The organism is Mycetohabitans sp. B2, assembly GCF_021733735.1.
GTDB classification, from domain to species: domain Bacteria; phylum Pseudomonadota; class Gammaproteobacteria; order Burkholderiales; family Burkholderiaceae; genus Mycetohabitans; species Mycetohabitans rhizoxinica.
In genome coordinates this window covers 1-22,275 of the sequence record NZ_JAHKSP010000059.1, presented here as the reverse complement: position 1 = coordinate 22,275, position 22,275 = coordinate 1, and the positions used below count along the sequence as shown (strand labels likewise).

Annotated in this window: 25 protein-coding genes; 23 read left to right on the top strand and 2 right to left on the bottom strand. The window is 56.0% G+C overall.

From position 1 onward, the window contains the following. The first annotated feature begins 324 nt into the window (after positions 1-324). The 21 genes from KPG66_RS13995 to KPG66_RS13895 all read left to right on the top strand — a co-directional run bounded on the left by KPG66_RS13995 (position 325) and on the right by KPG66_RS13895 (position 19,827). On the top strand, positions 325-822 hold the full coding sequence (locus KPG66_RS13995) for a lytic transglycosylase domain-containing protein (protein ID WP_237071212.1): 498 nt from the start codon (positions 325-327) through the stop codon (positions 820-822). 3 nt (positions 823-825) lie between these two features. Beyond that, positions 826-1,257 carry a hypothetical protein gene (locus KPG66_RS13990; protein ID WP_237071211.1) on the top strand — a complete coding sequence of 144 codons (432 nt, stop codon included), beginning with the start codon at positions 826-828 and terminating at the stop codon, positions 1,255-1,257. 17 nt (positions 1,258-1,274) lie between these two features. Further along, positions 1,275-1,607, top strand: a complete 333-nt coding sequence (locus KPG66_RS13985; RefSeq protein WP_013436697.1) for a TrbC/VirB2 family protein — start codon at positions 1,275-1,277, stop codon at positions 1,605-1,607. A 15-nt stretch (positions 1,608-1,622) separates the two neighbouring features. Continuing rightward, the gene (gene traL, locus KPG66_RS13980; protein ID WP_237071210.1) at positions 1,623-1,916 is read left to right on the top strand and encodes a type IV conjugative transfer system protein TraL; all 294 of its coding nucleotides are present in this window, start codon (positions 1,623-1,625) and stop codon (positions 1,914-1,916) included. Between the two features lie 13 nt (positions 1,917-1,929). Next, complete coding sequence (locus KPG66_RS13975; RefSeq protein ID WP_013436699.1) at positions 1,930-2,517, top strand: type IV conjugative transfer system protein TraE; 588 nt, start codon at positions 1,930-1,932, stop codon at positions 2,515-2,517. Beyond that, positions 2,471-3,190, top strand: coding sequence for a type-F conjugative transfer system secretin TraK (locus tag KPG66_RS13970; RefSeq protein WP_237071209.1), 720 nt, complete (start codon positions 2,471-2,473; stop codon positions 3,188-3,190). The genes KPG66_RS13975 and KPG66_RS13970 overlap by 47 nt, the downstream gene beginning before the upstream one ends. Next, a complete protein-coding gene (locus KPG66_RS13965) occupies positions 3,183-4,523 on the top strand; it encodes a TraB/VirB10 family protein (protein WP_237071208.1) in 1,341 nt (446 codons plus the stop codon). The genes KPG66_RS13970 and KPG66_RS13965 overlap by 8 nt, the downstream gene beginning before the upstream one ends. Continuing rightward, positions 4,516-5,256, top strand: a complete 741-nt coding sequence (locus KPG66_RS13960) for a DsbC family protein (protein ID WP_237071207.1) — start codon at positions 4,516-4,518, stop codon at positions 5,254-5,256. The genes KPG66_RS13965 and KPG66_RS13960 overlap by 8 nt, the downstream gene beginning before the upstream one ends. Positions 5,257-5,393: 137 nt before the next feature. Then, positions 5,394-5,906, top strand: a complete 513-nt coding sequence (locus tag KPG66_RS13955) for a TraV family lipoprotein (RefSeq protein ID WP_237071206.1) — start codon at positions 5,394-5,396, stop codon at positions 5,904-5,906. 49 nt (positions 5,907-5,955) lie between these two features. Further along, positions 5,956-8,565 (top strand): type IV secretion system protein TraC, encoded by a 2,610-nt coding sequence (gene traC, locus KPG66_RS13950; RefSeq protein ID WP_013436704.1) that lies wholly within the window; start codon positions 5,956-5,958, stop codon positions 8,563-8,565. A gap of 3 nt (positions 8,566-8,568) precedes the next feature. Beyond that, the gene (locus tag KPG66_RS13945) at positions 8,569-8,997 is read left to right on the top strand and encodes a hypothetical protein (RefSeq protein ID WP_237071205.1); all 429 of its coding nucleotides are present in this window, start codon (positions 8,569-8,571) and stop codon (positions 8,995-8,997) included. Continuing rightward, the gene (locus KPG66_RS13940) at positions 8,994-9,470 is read left to right on the top strand and encodes a S26 family signal peptidase (RefSeq protein ID WP_237071204.1); all 477 of its coding nucleotides are present in this window, start codon (positions 8,994-8,996) and stop codon (positions 9,468-9,470) included. The genes KPG66_RS13945 and KPG66_RS13940 overlap by 4 nt, the downstream gene beginning before the upstream one ends. Further along, positions 9,457-10,092 carry a type-F conjugative transfer system protein TraW gene (traW, locus tag KPG66_RS13935; RefSeq protein ID WP_041755112.1) on the top strand — a complete coding sequence of 212 codons (636 nt, stop codon included), beginning with the start codon at positions 9,457-9,459 and terminating at the stop codon, positions 10,090-10,092. Before KPG66_RS13940 ends, traW begins: the two co-directional genes overlap by 14 nt. After that, the gene (gene traU / locus KPG66_RS13930) at positions 10,089-11,090 is read left to right on the top strand and encodes a conjugal transfer pilus assembly protein TraU (protein WP_237071203.1); all 1,002 of its coding nucleotides are present in this window, start codon (positions 10,089-10,091) and stop codon (positions 11,088-11,090) included. Before traW ends, traU begins: the two co-directional genes overlap by 4 nt. Beyond that, positions 11,090-11,863 (top strand): type-F conjugative transfer system pilin assembly protein TrbC, encoded by a 774-nt coding sequence (gene trbC / locus KPG66_RS13925; protein ID WP_237071202.1) that lies wholly within the window; start codon positions 11,090-11,092, stop codon positions 11,861-11,863. Before traU ends, trbC begins: the two co-directional genes overlap by 1 nt. Next, positions 11,863-12,939 (top strand): conjugative transfer aggregate stability protein, encoded by a 1,077-nt coding sequence (locus KPG66_RS13920; RefSeq protein ID WP_237071201.1) that lies wholly within the window; start codon positions 11,863-11,865, stop codon positions 12,937-12,939. Before trbC ends, KPG66_RS13920 begins: the two co-directional genes overlap by 1 nt. Next, a complete protein-coding gene (locus KPG66_RS13915; RefSeq protein WP_237071200.1) occupies positions 12,936-14,192 on the top strand; it encodes a conjugal transfer protein TraN in 1,257 nt (418 codons plus the stop codon). The genes KPG66_RS13920 and KPG66_RS13915 overlap by 4 nt, the downstream gene beginning before the upstream one ends. After that, the gene (locus KPG66_RS13910; protein ID WP_237071199.1) at positions 14,189-14,548 is read left to right on the top strand and encodes a hypothetical protein; all 360 of its coding nucleotides are present in this window, start codon (positions 14,189-14,191) and stop codon (positions 14,546-14,548) included. The genes KPG66_RS13915 and KPG66_RS13910 overlap by 4 nt, the downstream gene beginning before the upstream one ends. 7 nt (positions 14,549-14,555) lie before the next feature. After that, positions 14,556-15,344: a conjugal transfer protein TraF gene (locus KPG66_RS13905; RefSeq protein WP_237071198.1), complete on the top strand. Its 789-nt coding sequence runs from the start codon at positions 14,556-14,558 to the stop codon at positions 15,342-15,344. Between the two features lie 10 nt (positions 15,345-15,354). After that, positions 15,355-16,764, top strand: a complete 1,410-nt coding sequence (locus KPG66_RS13900) for a conjugal transfer protein TraH (RefSeq protein WP_237071197.1) — start codon at positions 15,355-15,357, stop codon at positions 16,762-16,764. Between the two features lie 12 nt (positions 16,765-16,776). After that, positions 16,777-19,827 (top strand): conjugal transfer protein TraG N-terminal domain-containing protein, encoded by a 3,051-nt coding sequence (locus tag KPG66_RS13895; RefSeq protein WP_237071196.1) that lies wholly within the window; start codon positions 16,777-16,779, stop codon positions 19,825-19,827. 31 nt (positions 19,828-19,858) lie between these two features. On the opposite strand, the gene KPG66_RS13890 is transcribed toward KPG66_RS13895, so the two are convergent. Both KPG66_RS13890 and KPG66_RS13885 read right to left on the bottom strand, forming a co-directional pair. Next, complete coding sequence (locus KPG66_RS13890; protein WP_237071195.1) at positions 19,859-20,143, bottom strand: hypothetical protein; 285 nt, start codon at positions 20,141-20,143, stop codon at positions 19,859-19,861. Then, positions 20,140-20,442 carry a hypothetical protein gene (locus KPG66_RS13885; protein WP_237071194.1) on the bottom strand — a complete coding sequence of 101 codons (303 nt, stop codon included), beginning with the start codon at positions 20,440-20,442 and terminating at the stop codon, positions 20,140-20,142. The genes KPG66_RS13890 and KPG66_RS13885 overlap by 4 nt, the downstream gene beginning before the upstream one ends. 485 nt (positions 20,443-20,927) lie before the next feature. On the opposite strand from KPG66_RS13885, the gene KPG66_RS13880 reads away from it, so the two are divergent. Continuing rightward, complete coding sequence (locus tag KPG66_RS13880) at positions 20,928-21,653, top strand: M48 family metalloprotease (protein ID WP_041755114.1); 726 nt, start codon at positions 20,928-20,930, stop codon at positions 21,651-21,653. A 290-nt stretch (positions 21,654-21,943) separates the two neighbouring features. Beyond that, a partial coding sequence (gene tnpA / locus KPG66_RS13875) for an IS66-like element accessory protein TnpA (protein ID WP_237071193.1) occupies positions 21,944-22,275 on the top strand: 332 nt, incomplete at its 3' end.

Below are 22,275 nucleotides of genomic sequence, written 5' to 3'. Positions count from 1 at the left end.
AAATGTGGCGGCGACTTCATCGCGACACACGTTCCGCCCAACGCAACGCGGTGATATGGATTTGAAGAAGTAGTAAATTTTCCGAAACAATCATTATATTTTTCCGACAATCGGAAGTTAAATTTCCGATACGGTCTTTCTTTTTCTTCCGTCTTATGGCAACAATGCCGCGGTGAGTGCAGTCGGGCCGCTTAGCAACTGCACAGTTTTGCCTGCCGGTCTGTGCTAAAGCGCCGTCGTCATAGTCGTTGCAGCACATAAAGTTAGATTGCTTTCATTTTGGAAGCATAAAACTGTACAAATAGCGCAATCGAAAACCCCTATATGAATTTCGTTGCACGTACTTTAGCCGTTGCTAGCCTACTGTTGGTACCAATCGCTGCGTCTGCAACGTGCTGGGAAGATGCGGGGCGGGGGTATGGTATCGACCCCTTGTTGCTCAAGGCGATCGCCTGGAAAGAGTCGCGCGGCTGGGCCGGCGCGGTCGGTCCTAAGCTGGCGGACGGCAACCGCGCCGTGGGCCTCATGCAGGTCAATACAATTCATTTGCCGACCCTGACACGGTTCGGCATCCGTCGCGAGCATCTGTTCGACGCTTGCGTGAGCCAGAAGGTGGGCGCATGGGTGCTAGCCGACTGCATCCAGCGCTTTGGCGCCACCTGGAAAGCAGTGGGTTGCTATTACGTTGGCCCCAACTCTCAGAATGTCGCTGCCCAAGTCAGATACGTACGGGACGTACAGCAATTCTACGAAGGCTACAGGCGGCAGGCACAGCAATACTCAACCACGCCGGCACAAGTTGCTAGCTACCAAGGGGATTGACGCATGGCGTTGCTAGCCAACACGTCTCGTTTTTCTCTCGTCTTCGCGTTGGCCGCCGCAGGTGTGACTGTCGCCAATGCTCAGTCTGTGAATCAGCTCAGCCCAATCGAGCGCTTGCCAGATGTCGTGCAATTTGGCGTGCCGCGCGACGCCAAGTTCGTCTTTTGTGACGGCGAGGACTGTCCCGAGCGTTCGATCAAACATCTGCACATTCCGCCACTGCCCATGCCGCAACCGCAGTCTGTCCAAATGCTAACCGAACTTTCGCGCGGAAGTCGAGCCAGTCAAGCTGGAACCTGTGAAACGCAAGCCAAAGCGCAGAAGGTCAACGTTGAAGTACGAATGCAAACCCGCCCCTACGAAGTGATCGGTTTCGCCGTCTTTGCATACTCCCAGCGCAAGGCCCCAAAGTACAGGGAATCCTACTTTTCATAGAAAGGAGTGCTTTTCAAATGACCGTAATGCAAGCAATAAGCGCGCGCGACAGCAATGCTCAGCGGTGGCTCAGAACGCTGATAGAGGTAGGCATCGTCATGGTTTTGATGACGCTTGTCTCCAGCGTCTATGCTAGCGACGGTACGGAGTTCGACGCAGCAGTGACGCAGTGGGAAAGGTGGGTCAAGGGCAACCTGGGCAGGCTGGCAGCCTTTATCGCTATCGGCGTTGGTTCAGTCATGGCCGCTGTCAGGAAGGACTGGAGTTGGTTTTTCGGTGGCGTTGTGCTGTCGATGGGGGTCGGTGTGGCCGTCGGCATCGTCAACGCCAGCTTTACGGCAATCATCTAAAGGTGCAGGGTGGCTATGTCAGAAAAAACCGATCTTTCCCACTACATCCCGAGGCGCTTGGACGATGCCCCCAAGTTCCTATTCTGGGAGTTGGACATTGCTGGCATTGGCTTAATGGGTGTCTTGGCGGGCATTGCCACGGGCTTTCCCATTCTTGGTCTGGGTCTTGGAGTTGCAACTGCGTTTTTCTACAGCAAGCTTAAGACAGGCAAGCACCCGGGCATAGCCACCCACCTCTTGTACTGGTTCACCGGGTTCCCGCAGCCCAAGGAGCTGCCGGGTAGCCATATCCGAGAACTCAACGGATAGGAACAAGTGTGCCATGTCGCCAGAAAAAGCCAACAACGAGCGAGATTGGCTGAAATCGCAAGTGCGTTTTCATCGTGCGTTGAACGTCGGCTTGCTCGCCGCCCTGTTGATGGGAGTGATCTTGCTGGGTTTCGTCGTTTTGCGCGATACCACCAAGATCGTGCCACCTGAGGTGAAGCGCCCTTACGAAATCAGCTCGAACTACGCCAACAAGGACTACCTGCTGGACATGGCCGACTATGTGCTGGCCCAGGTGCTGACCGTCACGCCAGACAACGTTGACTACAACGTCAAGACCATCCTGCGCATGGCTCACCCGGATGGCTACGGTGCGCTCAAAGCGTCGCTGGAGGCCGCGGCGCTTCGCATGAGGCATGAGCGGGTCACCACGATTTGGGTGCCGCGCAAAGAGGAGGTGAACGAGCAGGATCTGCGCGTCAAGGTCAGCGGCAGGTTGAAGACCTACATCGCCGACAAGCTTACTTCCGAGCGTGACAAAGATTACCTTGTTGAATTTAACGTAACGGTCTCGGGGCGTCTGTATGTATCCAAAATTGAAGAAATCGTTAAGCGCGATCCTTCTAAGCCTACTGGTACTTGAAGCACGTGCAACGCAGATCGTTGACAACGCCGACCGAGGCCACGTTCAGGTCAATATCTCGGCCCACGAACAGAACCGCCTGGCCATCGAGGGACGCCGCATTGCTAACGTCGTGCCTTCGGCCAAGGGCGTGCTGACGTACGAGAAAGACGAAGCGCTTGGTGCACTATATTTCGCCCTGGCCAGCGACAGCATGAACCACGGCACTGTCACGCTGTTCGTCTCCGACGAAAAGGGCATGACCTACAAGCTGATTCTGGTGCCACGCCCGGTCGCCGGAGAGGAAATCATTCTGCGGCCGCCGAGCGAGAAGGCGGCCCTTTCGAGCCGTGCGGCATCGGGCAACCGCGCGTTATCGTACCAACGCCACATCAAAGACCTGATGCTGGTGATGGCCGATGAGTCGCAGCAGGAGAGCGTGGATGTCATCACGGTGAACAAGGAGGTGCCGCTGTGGAAGGAAGGCCACCTGGTTTTGGAGGACAAGTACATTGACGATGACATGGTGGGTGAGAAATACCGCCTAACCAACGTGTCCCCTTCCGACTTGCTGTTGGTCGAACAGGAGTTGTACCGGCGTGGCGTGCGCGCAGTCGCCATCGAGCATCAGACGTTGCCACCGGGGGAATCGACAAACATCTTCATTGTGCGAGAGCGCAAAGACAATGATTGATCCGAATTCCCAAATCAAGAAGCGCCAGATGCTGCTAACCGGTAGTGCTGTGGCTGGCATCATCGTGCTGATCGGCGCTGGCATGTTCCTGTTTGACAGCGGTCCGACCCACCACCGAGAAAAGCCCAAGACCGTCTCCATCACCGCGCCCGGCACGGTGGACGACAAGGACGCTTGGCGTGCCCAGCAGGCAGCGGCCGAAAAGGCGAATTCTACTCGCATTGACGAGGTAAAGGCTCAACTCAAGACGCAGGAAGAAGCCAACAAGCGGCTCGCCCAGGCGCTGGAAGAGCTAAAGGCAGGCAAGGCGGCTGACGCCGGCGCAAGCTCACCGGCTGCCGATGCTTCCGTGCTCGACAAGCCGCTGCCTACCAGCCATACTGGCGCCGGTCAGCGCGTGTTGAACTCTCCGACCGGCAACAGTGAATCCGGCATATTGAACCAGCCGCTCAACTCTGCGCCCGAGCCGCCTAAGCGCGAATTGGAGATGATTACCTTCGGCTTGCCGGGCGGCAAGGTCGGCATGGATGGTCTGCTCGCCGGTGCGGCAGACGGGAACGCGGAAGGGGGCGGCTTCCGGAACAACGAGAAGGCTACGCGGTTCGAGACGACAAAAGGGGCCGCCGAGGCCAAGCGTGCTCCTATAAATTTCATCCCTGCTGGCTCTTTCGTTAGGGTAGCGATGCTCAACGGCGTGGATGCGCCCACTGGCGGCCAGGCGCAAAGCAACCCGTTACCGGTGGCCTTTCACGTAATTGACGTGGCTAATCTGGCCAATAAGCACAAGCTTGACATTAAGGACTGTCGGTTCATCGCCGCAGCGTGGGGCGACCTCTCCTCCGAACGGATGATGGGCCGCACCGAAACGCTGAGCTGCATTATCAACGGCGAGACGGTCGAGATGCCCGTCAAGGGCCAAGTGATCGGTGAAGACGGCAAGACTGGCGTGCGTGGCCGCCTCGTCACCAAGCAGGGCCAGCTGCTCGCTAACGCGCTCTTTGCCGGCACGCTGTCTGGCATTGGTCAGGCGATTCAGCAGTCTTCTTCCATTGTGAATTCCGGTGCTGGTGGAATGACGCAGATAGTCGACCCGGACAAGGTGGCTCAAGCCGGCCTCGGCGGTGGTTTGGGTAGCGCCTCCAACATGCTTGCACAGTACTACCTTAAGGCCGCGGACAAGCTGTTTCCTGTCATTGAAACGGACGGTGGCCGTACTGTCGAAATTCTCATCACTAAAGGTGCCGTGTACGACGGCAAGGCGCTTGCCAAGGAGGAATACCGGGGGTTGCTCAAACGCTCCAGTACCCGCAACAGGAGTTATCAAGATGACTAAGCGCGCATTGATTTTTGCGTTGGCCACCGCGCTCGCCGTTCCCGCTTTTGCCAACGAGCAAGCGCCAGCGTATATCGTAGACAAGTTCAAGGCCATGTACCCAAAAACGACTTTCAATGAAGTTCGCAAGTCAAAAGTCTTGGGCCTCTACGAAGTGGTGATGGGCGAGAACATTGCCTACACTGATGAGTCTGGCCGCTTCTTCCTCTTTGGGCATCTGTTCGACATGCAGGAGCAGGTGGACTTAACCGCTTCGCGCCAGCGCGAGGCCAAGAACACAGAGTTTCCCACGCAACACCTAGCCAACGCTATCAAGTCCGTGAAAGGCGACGGCAGCCGTGTGTTCGTCGTCTTCAGCGACCCCGATTGCCCATATTGCAAACAACTGGAAGGCGAGCTTGCGCGTCTGGATAACGTGACCATTTACACCTTCCTTTACCCATTGGAGTCCCTGCACCCGCAGGCCAAGACGAAGGCGGTTAGCGTTTGGTGCGCGACCGACCATGGCAAGGCATGGAGCGAACTCATGTTGGCCGGCAAGAAGCCAAAGCTGGTGGCGTGCAACAACCCGGTCAATGACAACCTGGTGCTTGGCTCGAAGCTCGGCGTAGTCGGTACCCCGACGTTGATTGCCGCCGATGGGCGCGTGATGCCTGGCTTTGCGCCGGCCGAAAAGCTTGACCGATGGCTAGACGACGGCAAGCCAGTGGCTCAGCAAGGAGCGGTCCAATGAAGCCTGTGGTGAAGACGAGAGCAATGGCCTTGAGCCTGGGGGCTATGCTGGCTCTGTGCGGTTGCGTCAGCATGTCTGGCCTCGATGCGAAATCTAACTTTGCGTGCAAGGTGCCAGATGGAATTTTTTGTGAGTCCATGAGCGGCATCTATGCCAATGCCCAGGCAAACGACCTGCCTGGCCAGCGCATGGACCAGCGTGCGAAAACTGATCCTTTGATTGCGCTTTCGCAGGCGAAAGGCGTGATGACCAAGCCGCTCTACAGCGGCACACCGATCCGTAGTGCGCCGCGGCTGCTGCGCGTGTGGTTTTCTCCTTGGGAGGACTCGGACGGTGATTTGCACGACCAGAGCTACGTTTACTTACAAGTCGATTCAGGCCGCTGGTTAATCGAACACAATCAGCGTCGCATCCAGGACGCCTACCGTCCGGTACGCGCGCCGGCCAGCGCCACCATGTCGCAATCGCCCGGCGCAGCGCAAGACTGCCAAGCCTGCCAGGATCAACAGTATGGCCAAGCTGCTGTCCAGGGCGGTGAAGCGGAAGAAGTAGTAATCGGTGTGCGTCAGGACCGCATGAGCGACGCCCAAGCTGCGCAATTCTTGGACGGCGTGCTAACGCCTGGCGACGTAGCGCCACAGGCCAAATAGGGCCCCTTCAGAGCATGCCGGCACGAGAAACCATTACGGAGGCCAACGAATGCAAGAAACGGCGATAGAAAAGCTAAAAGGCGCCGCAGCCAAGTTTTGGAACGAAACAGTGCTGGGAAACGCTTCTGACGTGGGCAAGCAGCCCGCGCCGGTGGAGATGGCCAACGAAATTACCAGCCTATACGGGTTGCATCGCATTCTCAAATATGACCAATACGATGAGAGCACCGGGCTGTTCTACAACGACAACTCCGTGTCCTTTTGTTTTGAGCTTATCGCGCAGACCGGCGCCGATGAGGACATGACGAATCGGTTGACGACGCTCTTTACACCGATTCCTCCACACACCGGCATACAGTGGTGCCTGTTTGGTAGCCCGATCTTAGATGAGCCGTTTCAAGCCTATCTGGACCAGCGGCATATCGCGGTGGATAACGAACGTACCCCACCGTTCTTTCAGGATCTGGCTAAGCGCCGCGTCGAATACATTTACAAGAAAGGCACTCCGCTTTGGCCGAACGACAACTATTTTGTTAAGAACATTCGCCTGCTTGTATCCATCACCAAAGCAGGTTCTCACCGAGACAGCAAGCTGGTGGAGGAAATGTACGAGTTGCGCGAGACGTTGCGCGCGTCACTGCGTACAGCGAGCCTGCCAGCTTTTCCCTTGAATGCCGATGGCCTCATTCATTTCCTGTGGCCTATCCTCAATCCCGAGTGCATGTTTGACCAGGAACCGCTGCCGGACTTGCATTACGACGATGGAAAGTCGATTAAAGACCAAGTGACCCGGTTTGGTCAGCACGCGCGTGTCAAAGCCAACGAAATCCTGTTTGGCCTGCCGCCCGAGCAAGAGAGCGATGACGATACTCGCATAGCCGTGCGCGGCTTTGGTGTATTGCAGTACCCGAAAAAGAAAGAACTGTGGGAGATGGCCAACATCATCGGCGCCTTCTTTGACGACGGTCTGCAGTACCCCTGCCCGTTTTTGGTCTGCGGCGGCGTCTTCACGCTCGACCCGAATGTGGTGGACACCAAAGCGCAGTTCAAAGCTGCCCGCACCAAACAAAACGCCAAGTCCAAGATGGCTGAGTTTCAGCCCGCGCTGCACATGCAGGCGAACGATTGGGACATTGTACTTCACCAGCTTAACAACGGTGGCAGCATGTGCGAGCTATATCACACGTTGCTGCTGTTTGCGCCCAAAAAGATAATCAACCGGGCCAGCCAGGTCGCGCTCAACATTTGGCGAAGCGAGCGCTTCACCATCTGTCCGCTGCGACTATTGCAACTGCCCGCGCTGTACGCCAGTCTGCCCATGACGTTGACCGAGCAGGTGCGCGACGACCTGCAGAAGATGCGTTTGCTCACCAACAAGACCACCGTGAATGCAGTGGATATGTCACCAGTGATTGGCGAATGGAAAGGCGCGGGTGATCCAGTAATGATGTTTTTCGGCCGGCGCGGCACGCCGACTTTCCTGGACTTCTATAGCAACCAACAGGGCAATTACAACGTCTTCGTGGCTGGCGTGTCAGGTTCCGGCAAGTCCGTGGCCATGAACGAGGTGGTGTCGGCCTATCGTGGCATCGGTGCTCGCGTGTGGGTGATGGATGTAGGCCGTTCCTATCGGAACCTCGTCGCATTGCAGCGTGGCACGTTCCTGGAATTCACACCCAGCATGAAAATTTGCATCAATCCCTTCAGCTGGGTGGGCACGGACAACGAGCTAGATTTCAAGGCCGAAATGCGGATGCTCAAGCCGATGATCGGCCGTATGGCATCCCCGAACGCGCCGCTCACGGAATTTCAGTATGCGCTCATTGCGGAGGCCATTACTGAGACTTGGAATGATTACGGGCAGGAAACCAATCCCACCCGGATTCGCGACTACTTACAGTCCAAAATCAAGAACGAATCGGGCGGAGTCGAGCGCGTGGCCTACGAGTTGGCCAAACAGCTCCAGCCTTTTACCAAGGAAGGCGTGTACGGTGATTTCTTTGACGGTCGCGCCAATATCAGTCTGGACGTCGATATGGTGGGACTGGAACTGGAAGAACTCAAAAACGCGCCCGAACTGCGCCGCGTGGTGTTGTATGTGCTCACTAGCCGTATCGCCCACGACATGTATCTGTCCCGCAATCGCAAAAAATTGTGCTTGATAGACGAAGCGTGGCAGCTTCTCGATTCAGACAAAGAGACCGCTGAATTCATTGAGGAAGGTTATCGTCGTGCGCGCAAGTATAAGGGAATTTTTTGTCTTGGTACCCAGGGCATTGAGGACGCTTTCAAGAATGACGCGTCACGGGCCGCCTACAACAATGCTGACTGGAAAATTCTGCTGCGCCAGGATCGCAAGAACCTGGAAAAGCTGATTGAGGACGGTATGGTGAATTTCTCGCCGGCTGTGAAGCGGATGCTGCTGTCGCTGCGCACTGAGAAAAACCGCTTTTCTGAGATGCTCATTTCGTCGCCCAACGGCGATGCTGTGGTGCGCCACATCCCCGATCCGTTCTCGCTGCTGATGGCCTCGACCAACGCGGACGACTTCAACGAGTGCGAGGCGCTATTGCAGCAAGGCTACACGACGATGCAAACCCTGGAAATCATGTTGCAGCGCCGTGGCTACACCAGTCACTCTCATCAGCGCCCTGGATAAAAAATGTCTGAACCGAACAACTCGGTGCCGGCCTCCCGTGAGGCGGCACCGACTAGCACGCCGGCCAGCAACGACCGCATGCGCATCGCCATGCAGGCTCTACTATCGGCCTTTATCGCGCTGCTTGCACTGTCGCCAGTGGCCTATGTGCTCCACCGCAATATGCCGCCGCGCTTGGCGACTGTGGACCTGCAAATGCTGATCGAAGAAGAGCAAAAGCGGATGTTGGATGTGGGGAGCCAGGGCGGCGACGTGACCGACGAACAGCGGGCGATGGCCGAAAAGCTGACCGTCGATTTTGCTAAAAAGCTGTCCGGTACCGTCGATGAACTGGGCAAGGAATGCAACTGCGTCATTGTCAACAAGGCCGCGCTGCTCGGTGGCACAGCCATCGATTATACGAACCATGTGCGTGCGAGGATCACGCGATGAACACCAAGCGTCTGTACCTGTCGCTGTGCGCCGGCATCTTCGGCATGAGCGTGCTGGCTGTGGCCGCTACGCCCTGGCTTGTCTTCACGCTCAGTCTGACCAAGAGCCTGCCGGGCACGTTCTACGTCATTCACAAGGGCGGCGGCCTCAGCAAGGGCGACCTGATCGCCTATCGTTGGCACGGCGGTGCGAACTACCCGGCCGGTACTACCTTCATCAAGCGTGTTGCCGGTGTACCCGGTGACACGGTTAAACGGGACGGCACGGCGTTTTTTGTCAACGACCAATATATCGGGGTGGCCAAACCCTTTTCGAAGGCCGGCGTGCCCCTGGTGCCCGCCAAAGGCGGACCTATTCAGCCCGGCGAATACTTTGTGGCCACGCCCAACCCGGACAGTCTGGATTCGCGCTACGCGCTCACTGGCAACGTCAAGCAAGTCGAAGTCATCGGAAGGGCCTATGAGGTTTTCTAAACTAATCGCGGCCTGGCTAGCCGCGGCGATGCTTCCTGCCGCCAATGCTGTCCATTTGGGCGTCATCGGGCAAACTTACCCGATTGGCGAGGAAAGCGCGCTTGACATGATCATGAAGAAATTACGCCAAAAAGAGCGTACCGGCGAGTTGAAGAAACTGCAGGAGCAAGCGATCCAGCGCTCGATGGACAGCGTCAAGCACATGAAGCCCGTTGAAGGCATCACCGCCGTGGCCGAGCGCGCCCAGCGTTTGATCGACCCGACCGTCACCTATGCCAAGGCTGTCACCACCGACGATGGACGCATTGTCATCCCGGCGGGCACCCAGATTAACCCGCTGGACATGATGAACCTGACAAAGACCTTGGTGTTCTTTGACGGGCGCGATGCCGCACAGTGCAAAGCCGTGCACAAGCTGGTCGCGCAAGGGCCGGCTCGCCTAAAGCCGATCTTGGTGGCCGGATCCTGGCTGGACCTGACCCAAGCTTGGAAGACTCAGGTGTTTTATGACCAGCACGGCTCGCTGACCCGGCGGTTCGGCATCAAGGCCGTGCCTTCCGTGATTCGCCAGCAAGGAAAGATGCTGCTCGTCGAGGAGATTCCCGCGAAGGAGTTGCAATGAAACGCAGGCTTGTCGCCGTCTGCATATTTCTGTTCGTCACTTTCGCGCACGAGAGCGTGGCCGGGGTGTGCCAGGGCAAGTTTGCCAACCCGATTACCGACATTTGCTGGAGCTGCCTGTTTCCAATCACACTCGGGGGCATCCGAATCATGACGATGGGCCAGGAAGACACCGGTAATCCAGGTGGCTTTCTCTGCACCTGCACCGACCCTTTGCGTATCGGAATTAAGACCGCCTTTTGGGAGCCGGCGCGGCGCGTGGACGTGACCCGCACGCCGTACTGCTTTGTTTCGCTGGGCGGTATCAAGATCGATCCCGGCATTCGTGCGCCAGAAGGTGAAGTGCGCCTGCAACAGGACAACACGAAGCAGTCCAGCTATCAAGTTCACTGGTACATCGACCCCATCCTTTACTGGCTCGAGGTGCTATTAGACTTCATATGCCTTGAAACGGGTTCTTTTGACGTTGCCTACATTACCGAGGTCGATCCAACTTGGAATGACGATGAGCTGACGATGCTACTGAACCCGGAGACCTTTCTGTTCGGCAACCCTATTGCTCAGGCCGCGTGCGCTGGCGACTGCGTACTGTCGTCCTTTGGTTTTGGCAGCAATGTCCTGTTCTGGTGTGCGGGCTGCCAAGGATCGATTTACCCATTAAACGGCCACGTACAAGCGCACGTGTCGCACGTGCAGGCAAGTTCACTGCTGGTGCAGCGCATGACCGCTAAGCTGCACCGCGAATTCCTCATGTGGGGCACATCGGGCGAGGATGGTTTGTGCGGCATTTATCCGTCACCGGTCATGGACAAGACCCAATACAAATACCACATGCTCTATCCGATACCGCAAACGCAAAAAATCAATAGACGCTGTTGTCAGCCCTATGGGCGCACGACGGCCTTATGGGGAGCCGGCAGGAGCTATCCCTATAAAGGTGAGGATTTTGCCTACATGATTTTCCGTAAGAAAAATTGCTGTTTGGGAGTGGGGTTCTGATGAAGAAGGTTGGCATTGGATTGATGCTGCTCGCTACGTTTGTACGGGCAAGCGTGGCGCAGGGCACACCGACCGCGTCTGAGGTGGATCAAGAGCGTCAACGTATTGAGACGCAACGCAAGCAGATGTTTGATGTCTCCAACCCGGCCACCCTGACGAGGAAAGGCGCCATGCCCAGCGTGCACGATATCGAGCGCGAGCGCCAGAAGGTAGAGCGGGAGCGTAAATCCATGTTCGACGCAAATAACCCGGACATCCAAAACTCGGCCAACGTGTTCCCGAACGTACCGACGCCCGAGCGGGTCGGCATCGATATCGAGGCGATTACCCGACAGTACGAGCGTAAGGCCGAGGCACGTAAGATGGACGATCTGATGATCTTCGCCAGCTTCACCATGCCGCGCGAATCGCTCAAGCGATTGGTGAGCCAAGCCAACCGCGTGGGCGCATCGGTTGTGCTGTATGGCTTCAAGAATAATTCCTTTAAGGACACCGTGCAGGCAATCAACGCGCTGGACGAGCCGGCCGGCAACGTGGTAGTGAATCCAAACGCCTTCAACAAGTACAAGATTAAAGTGGTGCCCACCATCGTGTTGGCCGAGGCGGCCACCCTAGACAGCGTGGATAACGAGGGCAGCGCGTTGCATGATCAATTTGCAGCGGTGGCCGGGGATGTCTCTCTAGACTATGCCCTTGATGAGATCGGGCGCAACCTGCCGCAGTTTAACCACGTGGCAAACCGCTACATTCAGCAGCTCAGAGGGCACCCATAATGCGTGTCTTTTATTTCGCTACACTGGCCGTGCTTGCTGCTATTGCCGCGCGTGCCGAAAATTCCATCAATACTCAAGCTGACGCCTTTAACGCCGGCAAGGTATTTGCCAATGATGCAAAGGACGCCGCGGTCGGCAAGGTCAATGGCGACACTGGCAGTCAGCAGTTGCCTTACTACGGAACTAGCGCGCCGGAGGCCGCGCATTTTCAAGGCGGGCGCAATTTAATCGGCGCGAACGGCACGAATAAGCAAAATGCCTGCCAATCCTACAGAGCTTCCGACGCCTTTCAGCAACAGGAATGCGATGCGGTCAATTTTTTGTCGAAGACGCCGGCTACCCGGCCCAAGTACACCATCGACAAGAAAACGGATCCGTTATTAACGGGTTCAAAATCCGTCATCGACAACCCAGGTCCCGTGCCGGGAGCCCATACTCAGCGATGCCGGGTGGAGAAAGTCATTCACCCAGCGACATTCATCACCGAAACCTGTACAGAATCTCAAACGCTTGAGAACGTGAAATGCAGGCGGGGATTTTCAGCAAACGTCGGCACGATAGTCGAAACCCCGTATTTTGAGGTTGATCACGGCGTCAACGTGCCTCCATGGACGGCGCAAACGTACACGATGAATTTTCACGTCAACGGCAACCCGGAGCGCCTTATACTGACTTGGTATCGGGTTGATAATTACGGTCAACTGTGGATCAATGGCACTAAGGTCTTCGAAAACGTGCTCAGTGGCTACGGCGATATGCGTTGGGGCAGCGTCGGTCAAGAATTAATCGGCAGGGGATTGCGGCGCCAGCGAAGAATTGTTTATAAAGATCGCCATGGCGTCTCGATGGGCCACTTCTATGATGATGGGTGTAATTGGGGTTGCCTTGGTGTATCGCCCAATCTCGATATTACGCCGCACTTTAAGAAGGGTAATAACGAGATCGTTTTGGTTTGTGCAAACGCGAACGATATTGGCCCCTGCACGGTAAAAATCGTCGGCAGCGCCAAAAGGTTGGTCATGCTAGGCTCGCTCATTGATAACCAATGCGCAACGTTAGAGCAAAGAGCGCAATGATAAAAAGGCTGCTTGTTGCGATGATTTTCTTGGCGTGGGGCCCCAAGCTGGCAGTCGCCGGTGACTGCCATCGCCTATCCAGCGTGTGCATTGACGCGACCCCCGTCAAAAACATCCAAGGCCTGAACATCACGGTCGATCAGGTAGGAGGTTGTTGGGCCTTCGAAGATACCTACCAATGCCGTAGTGCTGCGACGGTAAACGACTGTCAATCGTTGCGCGACCGCGGCTGCGTACAAATAGGGGCGACATGTGTCGACAAAGACGATGCCGGTACGTGTGTGATGTATGAATTTAGCTATCAATGTCCCGATAAGCCCGAAACTTACACCGAGCGCACCGTGTGCGACCAAAGCGCCTTTTGCCAGGATAGCAAGGCAATGTGCTTCGACACCAGTGCACCGCCCGATGAGGATTTTGGCCAAGCCGCAGTGATGATGGAGGCCGTCCGTGAAGCCGGCGTCTACGGCGTCGATCCGGATAAGGTCGAAATCTTTAAGGGCTATATGGAGCAGTGCAGTATCAAAGTGCTAGGCGGTGCCACACTCAAGAGCTGCTGTAAGAGCACAGGCGGGGGCGAAAAGTTCAGCAACTACCAGCTGCTTGGTGCGGGCGTAGCGGTTGCTGGTCAGGCCGGCCGCGAGGCGGTGGCGATGGGCTCGAAATACGTCTACGACGCGCTCTATGGGCAGTTAGACAGCGCCTTGATGAAGAAGGGCTTGGGTGCGATGAACAACTGGGCGTCTGCTGTTGGCGACGGCGTGTTGAATCCGCAATTCGGCTTCTACGGGTTCACTTTTGAGTTCAGTTTAGCCAATGGTTTTCAATTCGTCGGATTCGATCCTTCAAGCTTCGCTTTGCAGATTGGGATCATGCTTGTTCAAGAGTGGCTGGCTTGCGATTCAAGCGAGCAGGCCATGTCGATGAAACGCGGCCAAAATCTTTGCGCCCACGTCGAAACGTACTGCAGCAAGAAGGTGCTCAAAGTCTGCGTGGAGAAGAAAGAGCGACATTGCTGTTTTAACTCGAAGCTGGCCAAGATCATTAACCGCCAGGGCCGCGCCCAACTCGGCATGGCCATGAATAGCTGCAGCGGTTTCAACGAAGCGCAACTTAAAGCACTCGACTTCTCGCGAATCGACTTGTCCGAATTCATCGCGGACATGATTCCCAAAGACGCCAATCTGCCCCAAATGACCAATAAGGTCCAGCAGACCGTGAACGACAAAGTGCAGGGGTATTATGACCAATGAGAAAGTTCACCTTCATCTGCCTGCTGCTGGCGTGCTCGACTGTAACTCAAAAGAGCTTAGCCCAAACCCTCTACACTCGTCAGCATGATCTATTAGCGGATGCCATCAGAAACGGTAGCGCATCCGGTGTCATGGAAGGCGAGGTGGCGGAACACTTCACCCGCCAGTTCCGCAGCACCGGACCGCTATTGGTCAGCGCCAAGGTCATCCAATCGTTTGAGCGCAAAGAGTGCAAGCGAGTGGAAACCGTTTTTCTCAAAAAAGACGTAAACACGGCGAAGGGGCGCACCGACGCGATTCTGAAGACCCAGGTTAACTACTGTCTCGACGGCACACCGCCTATCTCGCTGGAGTGACGCCACCATGCTGAAGCGAACCTTGCTTGCCCTTGTCATCGTTTCGGGCGTTGCCCATGCCGAGAGCGTCTTAGATTATCCCTCGGTCTGGAAGTGCGATACCGACAAGTTCAACTGGTATTGCGACATGGACGAGGGCCCGGAGAAGATCCAGCAGCCGGCTACACAGCCGGTCAAGCCCAAGCGCATCGAACTGAAGGACATTAAGACGGCTGAGCAGCTGCGCCAGGAACTGAAGCGCCGCGAGGACGTGGCGGTGATGAACCCCACCGAACAGAATCTGAAGGACTACCTCGAACTGTGGCAGCTTACGCAGAACAAGGGCGCGGTGTTCGCGGACACCTGGCGGCGTGTGGTTTGGCAAAACCCGGACTTCGACTACACGCTCAAGCGGCCGGCTAACAACTCGGCGATCAAAGTCTATGATACGGCGCGTCTGCGGAACGAGGCACAGCAACTACGCAGGCTGGCCAAAGACCACGGCCTGATTTTCTTTTTCAGCAGCCACTGTTCATATTGCCACGCCATGGCACCGACATTAAAAGTGCTGGCCGACAAGTACGGTCTTGACGTGTTGGGCGTGTCTTTGGACGGTGGGGGGCTACCTGAGTTTCCGAACCCGCGAGATGGCCGTGCACAGGCCGCTGCTTGGGGCATCGAGCGTGTGCCGGCCCTATTTATCGGCTCGAAGCATACCGGCGATCTTGCGCCTATCGGCTTCGGGATGATGGCGCTGTCGGAAATCGTCAATCGCATTTTTGTGTTGACTGCCACCAAGCCGGGTGACAATTTTTAAGGGGTGACCTATGCTGCGCAAAAAAGTAATAGCGTTGGTCATGGCTTTGGCCTCGAGCAGCTTTTCTTATGCGATGTCGATGCAAGAGCTGTTCGATTCGGTCAACGCGCAAGGTAATGTCAGCAACCCGGCCGTGCTGCAGGGACAGACGATGAACCTCTATACCGGAGGTAGCCTATTTATGCGCATGCCCAAGCGCACCTATCAGCTTGCCACGTCAACGCCGCCAAGCTGGGGCGCCGGCTGTGGTGGCATCGACTTGTACATGGGCGGCTTTTCTTACATCAACAAAGAACAGTTTGTAGCCATGATGCGCAACATTGGCTCAAACGCGCTCGGCTATGGTTTCAAGCTGGCGATCCAAAACCTGTGCCCCACGTGCGACAACGTGATGCAGGCGCTGCAGGCGACCGCTCAGCAGATCAACCGGCTCAACATGGACTCATGCGAGGCGGCCAAGGGCCTCGTCAATGCCGCCCTGCCAAATACGTGGGAGCGCGGCAAACAAAACGCTGCGAAGAATTACGGCGTCGATATGAACCTGTTCGAGAACATCACGGATGCATGGACTAACGTGATGAATAACGAAAGAAAGGCCAACGAACCCATCGAACGGGCAAAAAACACCCGTCCGGAAGCCAGGGACGCATTGCCAAGCGGAAACGTCGTGTGGAAGGCACTTAAGAAGCTAGACGGAATCACAGATGAGCATCGCATGATCCTGATGTCGATGATCGGCAGCACTATTTTTCCCACGAGCCCGGATGCTGCTGGAGAACCAAAACCTCTTATCCGAAAAGAGATCACTGTGGAGGCACTGGTTGGCGTGCGTAGCACGTCTGACACCATCATCGTGCCGATCTGGCGTTGCGACACTACGAGTGCGGAGGGGTGCCTGTACCCTGTCGAAGATGTTACCGCTGTTAAGAGCTTCAAGGCGATGGTGCGGCAGAAAATGGGGGCGATTTCGGGCAAGATCGCCGATCGCTCCGCGCACGATGATATGACAGCTGTACTCGGCTTTTTGAATGCCACTGATTTGCCTATCTACAAGATGCTGGCTGTTACCACGACGCTGGGTAATACGTCGTTGGCCGACGCGCTGATTAGCCGCTACGAGGAGTTGATCGCGGCCAAATACGCCGAAGTCTATATCCAGCGTGCGGTCACCGACCTGCGTGCCGCGATCACCAAATTCTCGCTCGTGTCCGACGCTTCCCAAAACGAGGCGCTGGAAGAGATTAGGCCGGAATTGGAGAGCATTTCCCACGCGGCCAAGCAAGTGCTGGCCACAGCCTACTCGCAAACCGTCAGCACCTACAACATTGCTCAAGAGGTGCGACATATGGAGCGGGTCATGAACGCGAATTTATCGCAGACCCTGCGCGCCTCGCTGGCCTTTGGCAAGAGCCTGCGCTAAGGAAGGGAGCCGATGATAGACATCGAACTTCATACCTACTGGAACGTCGAGACACTCTACTACGTGTTCAACGCGGTGGCGTCTGTCATGAGTGGTGCCGGTTTTTTCGGCCTGCTCAAGTACGTTTTCATTCTCGCCATTGCCCTGAGCATATTCGCCTTCGCGGGCAACAAGCAACTCGAAATGGCCAAGTGGTTTTTCCAAGCACTGGTCTTCACGTCATTGCTCAATATGCCAATCGCACGCTTGGTCATCACAGATCGGACGGGTTTGGAGCCGCCGCGTGTAGTGGATCGCGTACCGTTCGCACTGGCAGGGGTCGCTCAAGCGAACAATTTGGTGTTCGGTTTTCTCACACGGACCTACGAAACCGTCTTTGGTGTGCCCGACGATCTCGGGCTGCAAAAAGGCGATGTGGGTTTCGGCCACCGTATTTTAAAGCAGGTCAACAAAGCAACAGTGCGTGATCCAGGCTTGCGCGCCGACCTGATGCAGTTCATCAAGGAATGCACGTTTTACGATGTGAGGGATGGTGAAATCACGCCACAGACAATCGTCGGTGGCACCGACACCTGGAAAGAGGTCTTCAGCCACACGAGCCCGGCGCGCTTTGTGACTTATGACACGCTGACCAGTAAGCCGACCACGGATACGTGCACCAGTGTTGCTGCCATCCTTAAACAACGAGTGAACGATGCCGTGGTGGCCGGTCAGCGCTTTTATGGCAAGCAGGCCTTTACGCGGGCCGCCTCCGACGCGATTGCCACCAGCATGTTCATGTCCGCCGTGGGTACGTCCTACGACTGGATCTTGAACAACGCCAGCAATGCATCCGATGCCATCAAGCAGTCGATGTTCAACAATATTTGGAAAGAAGCGGGCGCCGAACTGCCAGTGTTGCTGAACGATCCCGCACGCGTGTCCGAAGTCAGTGCCTTGGCTGGCGCCGCGCAAGCTGCACGTCAAGCGGATGGCTCCAACTCCACCTTGAGCCTGCTGGCGCAGGAGACATTGCCTCATATGCGCAACTGGATCGAGGCGATCATTTATGGCCTTTTCCCAGTTCTGGTAGTGCTGATGGTGGTGCTTCCTACGGAGGGGGCCAAGAAGGTATTTGGCGGTTATCTGATGTCGTTGGCCTGGATCGGGCTGTGGCCGGTCTTGTTTGCCATGATTAACCATCTATCGCTAATGCACCTGCGTTATAAGGCACGGGCGCTGGAGCTGGCTGCAGGCGTGCCGTTTCAGCTTTCCGATGCCTTCGACGCGACTTTGACCAACGAGCAAGCGATGATCGGCTACATGGTTGTGCTAGTGCCGTTCATTGCCGGTGTGGTCATTAGAATGGGGCAGGGCGGCTTTATGTCCGTTTCCCATCAAATGTTCTCCGGTTTTGCTTCTGCTGGTTCAGCCATCGGCTCTGGCATGGCCAGCGGCAACGTGAACGTGGGGCAGGCTGGCTTGGATACGGCCTCGGTTAATACGACCTCGATGCACAAGTACGACGGCAACATCGGTTTGTCGGGTGGCGGTGCAACTATTGGCCGGGGCGATGGTTCAGCGGTCACGATGGCCGCTAACGGCGCGGTGGCGTTGCAGCAACTCCAGAACCGGATGCTTATGCAGATGGGTTTGGACAAAAAATTTGAGTCTTCGCGCAATCAAGAGGCTCACCAAACCGACATCACTTCTTCTGGCGACCAGCTGGCCTACCGTCACAGCGACGTATCTAATTTGACCGACGCCAAGGGCCACGACAGCACGCAAGGCATTTACCAGCAGCACGGTGTCCAGACTAGCACGACGGAGCAGGGCGGCTACGGTGGCCAGCACACGGCCGGCCAGAGTCTGGGCAAGGATTTTCGCGAGGGGTCAAATTTTAGCATGCAGGCCGGCGCTCAGGATGGGCTGGGCATGAATCTGGGTGTCGGAAAGGGCAGTCGGGGCAGCAGTGGTGCCCGCGCTGCTGCAACCGGTGGCGGTATCGATCCGCGCGAAGAAAATCGAATTACTGACTCGATGAAACAAGGCGGGGCAACGCAACAGCAAATCAATGAGGCGTTGGACAATTATCGTGCAAGCAAGGGCGGCGGTGCCGGCAGTATCTTCAACGTTGGCCTAGGTCTTGACTCGCGCAAGATTTACTCGGCTGAACACGGCCGCAACCGGGAAGTGTCCACTCACCACGGCCTAAACGAAGCAGCGCATACCGAGCGGAATTTCTCCGTCACCGGCGCGCGAAGCGAGCAGTCGACATCGGGCCAGCAGTCAAACCAGACAGATCGCCATAGCCGAGACGCTACCCGCTTGAGCGCTCATGAACGTGGGCACGTACTCGACGAGTCAAATCGGCGCGAGTACGGGGCTGGCGACCGGGTCAGCCGTAACGAGACTGATTCCTTTTCGGTCCACAAGGATCTGATGGCCGACCCGTACCTGTTCGATAAGGTGGCTGCGCGCAACGGCATGACCGCCATGCGTTTCGCCAATCAATCCGAGAACCGGATCATGGAAATGGTCAGCGACTATGTGACCGAGAAGGGCATGGTGGAGCAGTCCAAGACCATGCCGCAGCACACTTTCGCGGGCGAAAGACTGCCCATAACCCAGAGCGATCTCAAAGAGCAAGCGGCCAAGGCCCGCGCCGAGATTCCGGAGAACATTGCTAGCGTCCACAAAAACAAAGTGGCTCAGACCGGGTATCACGATGCTCGCGCGCTAAACGTCGATACCAGTGCGCCACCCATCGTTGGCAGTTCCAAGGAGGGTGTGCACAGACAGCTCGATTCGAAGAGCAGGGGCAGCATACCAGCGCGTGCTGAGGCTTTAGACGAGAACGTGAACGCCTGGGCCAGCCCGGACAAAGAGGTCGGCGCAGGGCGGGTGAATCAAATGGGCGTTGTGGAGGACATGGAGGTCCGGGACGTCAAGGACTACGGTAAGAAGGTGTTGGATAAGATCACGGGCGGTGATGGCACGGCTGACGGCGAAAAGCTTAGCGACAACATGAAACGGGAAAGTGCGGCTAATGTTCAGATCAATACGGGAGGAAAGAAAGACTAAGGGAAAGGGGCTTAGCCCCTTCAATTGCCGCCTAGAAGTAGACATCACCCCAAGGTAAATGATGAATCATGCAATATTTTCCCGTTAGCGGGTGGATGCCGCCGCCTGTGACAGTCGGTGCTTCAACCGGCCAGTCGGACATGCCCTTGAATCCGTCGCTCAGCCACCATGCGAACCAATAGGGGATCCAGAAAACTAAACCGCCGACAAGCAGCGTGCCAAATTCAGCAACGCTGACTGAGGCTAGCGCGGCAAGCGGCACGGGAGTCCAAAGCATCCAGCGTCGGCGGCCAAATAGGATTTTGAAGACTTTCATCTCCGTTGTTCCTCAATGACGAGGTACTGGTATACACTCGAAGGAGTCCTTTTGGCCGTGGCGTTGGGCTGTAGTGCGGCATAGTCTGTTGGATAGGAGCCCACAACCCGAAACCCTTTTTCGTAAATTTCTTTGATGGTTACCCGGCCGAGGTTTTCGCACCTCCATACGGCTTCCGAGTTGCTGATTCTGTGATTGTCTGAGAAACACATACCGCCCTGTTGTGCCGATTCTTTTTGGGCATACACAACGCTTGACAGTGCTGCCATCATAAAAGCAAGGACAAAAATTTGCTTCATTCGAGTGCTCCTTTAGCCTTGGGTAGTAAACGGGTTTGTTGGATGACAAAATATCCTTTATCTGCCTATTTGACAATGACATGAGGCTCGTTACATGCCAAGCTTGACAGCGCACGGCAAGGTTCTGCTTGCTGTCTTTATGAAAACCGCCAAGTGTATGCGGCTTTTACTAGTGGCTTACCGTATTGTGTAAATAAGTGTCTGTCTATGAATTTAGGCAGACGATCCTCGCGCGCATGGTGGAGGTTCGCGTCAGCGCCTCGTGCGCCTAGAATTGTTTGATGGGATCAACAACCTAAACCTAGGAAGGGGGACTGAATGAAAAGGAAGTACATTTTACTTGCTGTCTTTGCAGCTGTGATCCTGGGCGGTTGCGCCACCCGAGCGCAAACGGTGAACATGCGCAATGACTGGCGCGCCGGCATTGCTCAGAGCCCGTACCGATCCATTTCCCCTGTCATTGTTTGCGATGATTGCAAACTCCAATGATCCCATCGCACTGGTTCCGACGAGCTATCCTGATCGTCTTCATCATGGAAGTGGGCGGCGGGATTCTATGGGTGGCAGCGCGTCTAACGCTCAGCCCAGCCTATCAGCCACTAGCTCAGACCATCGCCAGCCTAATTTTCTTGTTCGGTTTCTATGCCAGTGCGCCGCTCGCCGCTCGCTTTCTTGCTCCGAAGCCCTCGCGTGATGAGGCGCTGCAAAGTCGGCTGGCAGCAATAGTGGCTTCACTGCCTGAGACTTGCCCCATCGTTCTGTACGACCATACTGACAAGGAAGCCAATACGGTCGGGCTCCTGGGTAAGCATTCGCGCATCTATGTGACCACCGCTTTGCTGACCAGTATGAGCGATGAGGGTATGCGCGGCGTCATCGCCCATGAGAGCGCACACATCCGCGAACGACATATCCTGATTACTTTTACCTATGCCTGCGTTTTCGCCATCATGAGTCACATGCTCAGTAGCGGTACGCTGTTCTTCCTTGGCTTCCTGTTGTTCCTAGCTCTACGCCGCTACTGCGAATACCGGGCCGACAACGGTGCCTCTGTTGTGGCAGGGCGCGATGCGACTCTAACCATGCTGCGCGAGATGGCCACGCTTTATCCGTCCAAGTCGTGGCACCGCTGGTTTTCTTTTTCCTCCGCCTATCCTACCCTTGCGATGCGTATTCACGCCGTCGAGACGGGGCAAAAGACGATGTTTTAAAGAAGATGACATGTTTCAGTGGCCGGCTGGACGTTAGGTGCCTTTGGGAGCCTTTTGGTCCTTCAACAACTTACGTCTCAACTGGAGCTTCGTTTCCTTATTTGTGGCTAATGTCTGCTGGAATATACTCGGTATACTTATCAAAATGTTTGTTCTAGTGTTGAAGTTGGCGTTATGTTGATACAGCAATAAAGGCGTTGTATAAAGTAAGCGTCGCGTCTTCACCGTCTGTTCGTGAAGAGCGGAAAGCGGCAATCTGATTCCCACCAGATCTAGTGGGAATCAGGATGATGGAAGAGAAGGCACCGGGACGCCGACGCGGTTCGAAGAACTACTCGAAGGAATTCAGAGCGATGGTCGTTGCGCAAGCGAACGACCCGGCGCGCTCAATTGCGGAAGTTGCGCAAGCGCATGATCTAAACGCGAACATGATCGCGCGCTGGCGCCGCATACACGAGCGCAGCCAAGCGGCCACGCTTTCGCAGCCTGAACCAACGTTTATTCCTGTGCAGTTGCCGGTGCCTGCACCGGCAACATCGGCCCTGGTGGTCGAGAGTGGCGGTGTTCGGGTTCGCTTTGATGGACCGCTGGACCTAGGCGTGCTCAGGACGGTGCTTTCGAC

Excerpts from the sequence above, each read along its gene's own strand:
- KPG66_RS13995 (WP_237071212.1), top strand. The coding sequence starts at position 325 with ATGAATTTCGTTGCACGTACTTTAGCCGTTGCTAGCCTACTGTTGGTA.
- KPG66_RS13990 (WP_237071211.1), top strand. The coding sequence starts at position 826 with ATGGCGTTGCTAGCCAACACGTCTCGTTTTTCTCTCGTCTTCGCGTTG.
- KPG66_RS13985 (WP_013436697.1), top strand. The coding sequence starts at position 1,275 with ATGACCGTAATGCAAGCAATAAGCGCGCGCGACAGCAATGCTCAGCGG.
- traL (WP_237071210.1), top strand. The coding sequence starts at position 1,623 with ATGTCAGAAAAAACCGATCTTTCCCACTACATCCCGAGGCGCTTGGAC.
- KPG66_RS13975 (WP_013436699.1), top strand. The coding sequence starts at position 1,930 with ATGTCGCCAGAAAAAGCCAACAACGAGCGAGATTGGCTGAAATCGCAA.
- KPG66_RS13965 (WP_237071208.1), top strand. The coding sequence starts at position 3,183 with ATGATTGATCCGAATTCCCAAATCAAGAAGCGCCAGATGCTGCTAACC.
- KPG66_RS13960 (WP_237071207.1), top strand. The coding sequence starts at position 4,516 with ATGACTAAGCGCGCATTGATTTTTGCGTTGGCCACCGCGCTCGCCGTT.
- KPG66_RS13955 (WP_237071206.1), top strand. The coding sequence starts at position 5,394 with ATGAGCGGCATCTATGCCAATGCCCAGGCAAACGACCTGCCTGGCCAG.
- traC (WP_013436704.1), top strand. The coding sequence starts at position 5,956 with ATGCAAGAAACGGCGATAGAAAAGCTAAAAGGCGCCGCAGCCAAGTTT.
- KPG66_RS13945 (WP_237071205.1), top strand. The coding sequence starts at position 8,569 with ATGTCTGAACCGAACAACTCGGTGCCGGCCTCCCGTGAGGCGGCACCG.
- KPG66_RS13940 (WP_237071204.1), top strand. The coding sequence starts at position 8,994 with ATGAACACCAAGCGTCTGTACCTGTCGCTGTGCGCCGGCATCTTCGGC.
- traW (WP_041755112.1), top strand. The coding sequence starts at position 9,457 with ATGAGGTTTTCTAAACTAATCGCGGCCTGGCTAGCCGCGGCGATGCTT.
- traU (WP_237071203.1), top strand. The coding sequence starts at position 10,089 with ATGAAACGCAGGCTTGTCGCCGTCTGCATATTTCTGTTCGTCACTTTC.
- trbC (WP_237071202.1), top strand. The coding sequence starts at position 11,090 with ATGAAGAAGGTTGGCATTGGATTGATGCTGCTCGCTACGTTTGTACGG.
- KPG66_RS13920 (WP_237071201.1), top strand. The coding sequence starts at position 11,863 with ATGCGTGTCTTTTATTTCGCTACACTGGCCGTGCTTGCTGCTATTGCC.
- KPG66_RS13915 (WP_237071200.1), top strand. The coding sequence starts at position 12,936 with ATGATAAAAAGGCTGCTTGTTGCGATGATTTTCTTGGCGTGGGGCCCC.
- KPG66_RS13910 (WP_237071199.1), top strand. The coding sequence starts at position 14,189 with ATGAGAAAGTTCACCTTCATCTGCCTGCTGCTGGCGTGCTCGACTGTA.
- KPG66_RS13905 (WP_237071198.1), top strand. The coding sequence starts at position 14,556 with ATGCTGAAGCGAACCTTGCTTGCCCTTGTCATCGTTTCGGGCGTTGCC.
- KPG66_RS13900 (WP_237071197.1), top strand. The coding sequence starts at position 15,355 with ATGCTGCGCAAAAAAGTAATAGCGTTGGTCATGGCTTTGGCCTCGAGC.
- KPG66_RS13895 (WP_237071196.1), top strand. The coding sequence starts at position 16,777 with ATGATAGACATCGAACTTCATACCTACTGGAACGTCGAGACACTCTAC.
- KPG66_RS13890 (WP_237071195.1), bottom strand. The coding sequence starts at position 20,143 with ATGAAAGTCTTCAAAATCCTATTTGGCCGCCGACGCTGGATGCTTTGG.
- KPG66_RS13885 (WP_237071194.1), bottom strand. The coding sequence starts at position 20,442 with ATGAAGCAAATTTTTGTCCTTGCTTTTATGATGGCAGCACTGTCAAGC.
- KPG66_RS13880 (WP_041755114.1), top strand. The coding sequence starts at position 20,928 with ATGATCCCATCGCACTGGTTCCGACGAGCTATCCTGATCGTCTTCATC.